Source organism: Achromobacter sp. D7-1, from assembly GCF_059760445.1.
Genome location: NZ_JCBAMT010000157.1, coordinates 1 through 4,718, shown reverse-complemented (window position 1 = coordinate 4,718; position 4,718 = coordinate 1). Strand labels below are relative to the sequence as shown.

General features: G+C 67.2%; 8 protein-coding genes. 3 read left to right on the top strand and 5 right to left on the bottom strand.

Annotation, left to right across the window (positions count from 1 at the left end; translation table 11 throughout):
* The first annotated feature begins 101 nt into the window (after positions 1-101).
* Entirely contained in the window at positions 102-335 is a 234-nt protein-coding gene (locus AC6LKD_RS32440; protein WP_013393897.1) for a hypothetical protein, read from the top strand.
* Between the two features lie 16 nt (positions 336-351).
* Here AC6LKD_RS32440 and AC6LKD_RS32435 read toward each other — a convergent pair whose 3' ends face one another.
* A complete protein-coding gene (locus AC6LKD_RS32435; protein WP_013393896.1) occupies positions 352-636 on the bottom strand; it encodes a DUF378 domain-containing protein in 285 nt (94 codons plus the stop codon).
* Between the two features lie 171 nt (positions 637-807).
* Between AC6LKD_RS32435 and AC6LKD_RS32430 the strand changes: the two genes are divergently transcribed.
* Positions 808-1,428: a DUF4142 domain-containing protein gene (locus AC6LKD_RS32430; protein ID WP_498118532.1), complete on the top strand. Its 621-nt coding sequence runs from the start codon at positions 808-810 to the stop codon at positions 1,426-1,428.
* A gap of 25 nt (positions 1,429-1,453) precedes the next feature.
* On the opposite strand, the gene AC6LKD_RS32425 is transcribed toward AC6LKD_RS32430, so the two are convergent.
* From AC6LKD_RS32425 to AC6LKD_RS32415, 3 genes are all read right to left on the bottom strand, one after another.
* Positions 1,454-2,341: an SDR family oxidoreductase gene (locus AC6LKD_RS32425; RefSeq protein ID WP_498118531.1), complete on the bottom strand. Its 888-nt coding sequence runs from the start codon at positions 2,339-2,341 to the stop codon at positions 1,454-1,456.
* Between the two features lie 82 nt (positions 2,342-2,423).
* A complete protein-coding gene (locus AC6LKD_RS32420) occupies positions 2,424-2,765 on the bottom strand; it encodes an ElaB/YgaM/YqjD family protein (protein ID WP_013393892.1) in 342 nt (113 codons plus the stop codon).
* Positions 2,766-2,841: 76 nt separating this feature from the next.
* Positions 2,842-3,171: a four-helix bundle copper-binding protein gene (locus AC6LKD_RS32415; protein WP_013393891.1), complete on the bottom strand. Its 330-nt coding sequence runs from the start codon at positions 3,169-3,171 to the stop codon at positions 2,842-2,844.
* A gap of 160 nt (positions 3,172-3,331) precedes the next feature.
* Here AC6LKD_RS32415 and AC6LKD_RS32410 point away from each other — a divergent pair, with 160 nt between their 5' ends.
* Positions 3,332-3,583, top strand: coding sequence for a hypothetical protein (locus tag AC6LKD_RS32410; protein ID WP_013393890.1), 252 nt, complete (start codon positions 3,332-3,334; stop codon positions 3,581-3,583).
* Here the strand turns inward: AC6LKD_RS32410 and AC6LKD_RS32405 are convergent.
* The gene (locus AC6LKD_RS32405; protein ID WP_498118530.1) at positions 3,569-4,639 is read right to left on the bottom strand and encodes a DNA topoisomerase IB; all 1,071 of its coding nucleotides are present in this window, start codon (positions 4,637-4,639) and stop codon (positions 3,569-3,571) included. The two genes, AC6LKD_RS32410 and AC6LKD_RS32405, sit on opposite strands and share 15 nt — an antisense overlap.
* Between the last annotated feature and the right edge of the window lie 79 nt (positions 4,640-4,718).

Below are 4,718 nucleotides of genomic sequence, written 5' to 3'. Positions count from 1 at the left end.
TGCCCGGGCCGGCCGGGCACGCCGCTTGCTCGGGGGCTGACGGCGGGCGATGCGGATGCGCGGCGCCCGCGGCATCCATCGAACGAGACGGGGATACGAATATGGAAACCAAGCGGACAGACAACGCGAAAGCGGATCCGGAGCATGCCAAGGCCAATGCGCCGCGCACGGAAACCGAAGCCGCCCATCGCAGCGGCCAGTTCGGCACGGACAAGCCCGGTTTCGGCAAGCCGCCCGCCGCGCCCAAGCGCGAATCGGACAAGAAACCCAATGACAAGGGCGCCGAGTACGAGGAAGGCGGGCAGTATCCGGGCAAGCGTCCCGGCACAGCATGACCGTCTTCCGGCGTGCTCATTCCGGTTGTTCGCCCAGCCTGAAAAGCAGCACCACGCTGTATAGCGCGGCCAGACCGATCAAGCCATAGACACTGCGGGTGGCAGCGGCCGAGGGCAGTATCTTGGCGAACACGTCCAGATCGACCGCGGCGATCAGGCCGGTATTCAGGCCGCCTGCCACCACTGCGATCAATGCCGACCAGTCCAGGATGGACAGGCCGCGGGTTTCGGGCGGCATCGGCGGTGGCGCCGATTCGTCTTCCAGCTCGGAGAAATCTTCATTGTTGCCGGGCATGTCCATGGGGATGTCCTTTGCGCAGGATGCGGGTGGGGCGGAACTGCGGGCGGACTGCCTGTGCCGGCCGGGCCAGGCCGCTTGCCACGCCCACAGCAAGCACCGTGCCCGGCGCGGGCATGGCAGTTGCTGTCCATGAGGCGAATTACGGCCGGACTATTGTTGCGGGAGCCCGATATGAAGAAGACGACTTGGCTGTGCGGCATTGTCGCGATTTGCCTGCTGATCGCGCCAGGCGTGCTGGGCGGTGTGCGGGCGCAGGAATTGGCGGAGCCAGAGGCGCGCTTCCTGCAGGCCGCGGCGGGTTCGGGAATGTTCGAGACGGAGGCCGCGGAGCTGGCGAAAAAGCGCGCCGGCGACGGCGACGTCCAGGCGTTCGCTGCGAAGATGCTGGAGCAGCATCGCGCCATGAATGCCGAACTCAAGACCCTGGCGGCGAGCAAACAGGTGAAGCTGCCGACCGAACCCTCTGAGCCCGATCGCGGCACGTTGGAACAACTGAGCAACAGGAGCGGAGCGGACTTCGATGCGCTTTACATCGAAAAGGCCGCCATGGACGCGCACACGATGGCCAACCGTCTGTTCGAGACTGCTGCGCGCGAGTCCAAGGACCCGCAGGTGCGAGAGTTCGCTGCGCGCTCCCTGCCCATGCTGGCCCAGCATCTGGCCATGGCCCGCAAGCTGCAGGGCACTGCGCCGGCCGACCCTGACAAGATCCAGCCCGCCGTCAAGGGAGAGGCGCCCGCCGTCTCGCCAGCGTCCCGGGAAGCGCCCGCGTCGATAGCGCCGCCGAAGTAAGGGGACGCTCAGCGCCGGACAAGCCTCAGTCGCCGGCGCTGCCGGTAATGGGAAGCACGATGCCGGTGATATAGCTGGCGCATACGGGCGAGGCCAGGAAGACGTAGGCCGGGGAAATTTCCTCGGGTTGCGCCGGGCGTCCGAAGTCGGTGTGCTTGCCAAATTCCTTGATCTTTTCAGGACTTTGGTCGGCGGGATTCAAGGGAGTCCATACGGGTCCTGGAGCCACTGCGTTCACGCGCACCCCTTTGCCGGCAAGATTGGCGGCCAGCGATCGGGTGAATGCATGGATCGCGCCCTTGGTGGTGGAGTAGTCCAGCAGCTTGGCGCTGCCGCGCAGGCCCGTGACCGATCCCGTATTGATGATGGACGCGCCGGCGTGCAGGTGCGGCAGCGCCGCGCGGGCCATCTGGAAATAGCCGGTGATGTTGGTGCGCAGCGTCTTATCCCACTTTTCGTCGCTGATCTCGGGCAGGGTGTCCGTGTGCTGCTGATAGGCGGCGTTGTTCACCAGCACATCGAGTTTGCCGTACGCGCGTATCGTCTGTTCCACCGCCTGCTCGCAGAACGCCGGATCCTGCACGTCGCCGGGGATCAGCTCGCAGCGCCTGCCTTCGCTCTCCACGGCGCGCCGGGTGTCTTCGGCATCCTCTTGTTCGTTGAGATAGACCACCGCCACGTCGGCGCCTTCGCGCGCGTACAGCAGGCAGATGGCGCGGCCTATGCCGGAATCGCCGCCGGTCACCAGGGCCACCATGCCATCGAGCTTGCCGCTGCCCTTGTACTGCGGCGCCTGGTACTGGGGCTTGAGCACCATGTCAGCTTCCTGGCCCGGCTTGTCCAGATGCTGGGCCGGCATGGGTGGTGTGGGATGCGGACGGGCGCCGGTGTCGGCTTGATCAGGCTTGCTCATGGGGTTCTCCTGGCGGGCAGGCGCGGCACGCGCCTTGCCCATGTCCAAGCAAATGGCATGCCCGGGCGGTCCGCGATCTGGACTACTGCCGTCCCACCACCACGCCAAACAGGAAAGCCGCGCCCGCCACCAGGCCGATCGCCTGCCAGGGCCGGGCGTGGATGTATTCCTCGGTGCAGTCTATGGTTTCGCGCATCAGGTCGCTGGCGTTGTCGGAAGCGTCGCGCAGGCTGCGCCGCGTGGCGCGCAACTGCTCGGACAGGCGCGCCTTGAGTGCTTCCATGTCGGTTGCGGCGGTGTCGCTGAGCGTGGCTTCCAGATCGTCGATCCAGGCTTCAGGGTGCCGTGAGCGTCGGTGCGCGCCGCGGTTGTCCGGGCCGTTCTCCGGAAAATCGGAGGGCAGGGGAGTGTGGGTAGAGGCCATCGGTAGCTCCTGGCAGTCGGGCGGAAAGTGCGCCGGCGCGGCCGGCCCGGACGGCCGCGCGGCGGGTCGGAAGGTTTCAGGCCTCCAGCATGTCGCGGCAGGCCAGCGTGCAGCCCAGGCATGCGCCTGCGCAAACCTGGCAATGCTCGGCCTCGTGCGACGAACACTCGCGCGCGCAGGCGTCGCACATCAGTGCGCACAAGGTGCACTGGGCAGTGGCGAACTCGCCATCGCGCGCCAGCATGGCCGCACATAGCCGGCACACCGCGGCGCAATCCGTGCACAGCGCGATGCAACGCTGCATCTGCGCGGGGCTCTCCTGCAAGCAGGCGGAGGCGCATATATCGCAGGCGACCGCGCATTCGTAGCAGGCTTGCACACATTGCTCGAAATTTGGATCTCGCATTGCATCTCCTTGTGATGCCCGGTACGCGCCGCAACCGGCATGCCTGGCCCGAAGGCCACATCCGCTTGCAATTTGAAGCCTGCCGGCGATGACCCTTGCAGCGTGCCGCCGTAGCATCGGGAGGAATGCTCCCCTTGGGGAGCAACCCCAGGAGCCACGCATGAAACCAGCATCCGTACCGGGATCCGCGAAGCCGGCGCGTGCCGGCAAGCAGCCGGAAGACAACGCTAAGATACTGCCGCCGCGTTCTGCCGTCGATGTTCCGCGCAGACCGGATAAACCAGACGCCTCGACCCCGGACGAGGCCGCGCGCGACAAGCGCGTCGTGGCCGACACGCGCACCGAGTCGAATTGGGCTGACGGTTCCGCGCCGCAGCCGCAGGCCAAGAATGCGCGCTCATCGATCCTTTGATTCCTGAGCGGCCGGCGCTGCCGCAGCGGCCTGCGCCCGCAAAAAGGCCAGCAGGCGGCGTTCGTCCGGGTGCAGGCCGCGGGGCGCTTGTGGCGCGGCCGCGGCTGGTGGCAACGCGCCCTCCAGATAGGCGGCCAGAATGGCTGGGTGCACATAGCAGGCCCGGCACACGGCAGGCGTATTGGCGAGCCGCCGCGCCACCTGTTTGACCACTTCCACCACGTTCTTCTGCGCCTGGGCGGCGTCGTCGGCGGGACAGCTCTGCAACGCCGCATACGCCATGACGGAACCTGCCCAGGTCCGGTAGTGCTTCGCCGTGAAGTCGCCCCGGCCCGCCGCGCGCAGATAGGCATTGACCGCGCCAGAGTCCACCGGATGGCTGCCGCCGTCCTCGTCCAGGTACTGGAAAAGCTGCTGGCCGGGGATGTCCAGGCAGCGCTTGATGACGCGCGCCACGCGCCGGTCCGCGGCACTCACGTCGTGGCTTACGCCGCTCTTGCCCTGGAAGCGGAAACGGAAGCGGTCGCCGCTGACGCTGGCGTGGCGGCGCTTGAGGGTGGTCAAGCCATAGGACTTGTTGGCCCGGGCGTATTCGCGCGCGCCGATGCGCACCAGGGTTGCCTCCAACAACCGCACCAGTACGGCTATCACCTTGTTCTGGGATAAGCCGGGGGTGCGCAGATCGCGTTCGACCTGGCGCCGGATGCGCGGCAGCGTCTGCGCAAAATCCGCAAGGCTTTGGTACTTGCTCGCGTCGCGCACCGCGGTCCAGTCCGGGTGGTAGCGGTACTGCTTGCGGCCGCGCGCGTCGCGCCCGGTGGCCTGCAGGTGCCCAAGCGGAGACGGGCAGATCCATACCTGCTCATAGGCCGGCGGTATCGCCAGGGCATCGATGCGCTTGATCTCCGGCGCACTGCGTATCCGCTTGCCGCGCGCGTCCAGGTAGTGGAAGGCGTGGCCGTTGATGCGGGCTCGCGTATAGCCTGCCCGGCTGTCGTCGTAATAGACCAGTGCCGCGCCGCCGGACCTGCGGGGCGCTTGGGAACTTGAGTTCATGTCGTCGGCGCCAGCCAAGGGGGACATGGGCGCTGGCATCAGCATGCGGCGTGCCCGTGCCGGTCACGCGGGCCGGCGC